Below are 638 nucleotides of genomic sequence, written 5' to 3' on the forward strand. Positions count from 1 at the left end.
TTGACAAATTTAGCGATTATCTTGTCTTCTTCATGAGAAGAGTAAGGTAAGATAACTCTTATTATTTAGAACTAGGGTCAATCGCCCTTATTAGAAAACCAGTTGGTTTGTCCTGTATGTATCATCCTATCTCTTTGTTTATTGGCTTGAGATATCTTCGGGGACGCTCCGGAGATAGGTTTAGCCGATTTGTTTCTTATATGTCGACGGCGGGCATCACGATCGGTGTGATGGCGTTGGTCACTGTGCTTTCGGTTATGAACGGATTCGAAGCGCAACTGAAAGAGCGCATTCTTGGTGTTCTTCCTCACGCGGTGATTTCTCAGCATGATGGTCGCACTCCACTGACGGAGTCTGCGCCGCAATTCATTCAAGCGATGTCGGATGTTGATGAGCCAGAACCTGTTGTTCGCGGAGAGGCGGTAATTCAAAGTTCGGCACAACTAACGGCAGGTTATTTGATTGGGATTGAGCCTAAGAAAGGCGACCCGATTGCCAACCATTTGATTGCGGGTCGTTTGTCTTCTCTTCAAGCGGGAGAGTACAAAGTGTTTCTTGGCCACAGTTTAGCGCGCTCTCTTAAGGTTTCTATTGGCGACAAAGTTCGTTTAATGGTGACAAACGCCACGCAGTTTACC

General features: G+C 46.2%; 1 protein-coding gene. It reads left to right on the forward strand.

What is annotated here, in order from left to right; genetic code table 11:
- Positions 1 to 116 precede the first annotated feature (116 nt).
- Positions 117 to 638: ABC transporter permease (locus R8N49_RS28095; RefSeq protein ID WP_318190567.1), on the forward strand; the 522-nt coding region annotated here is incomplete at its 3' end.

Source organism: Vibrio sp. 1978 (assembly GCF_033344345.1).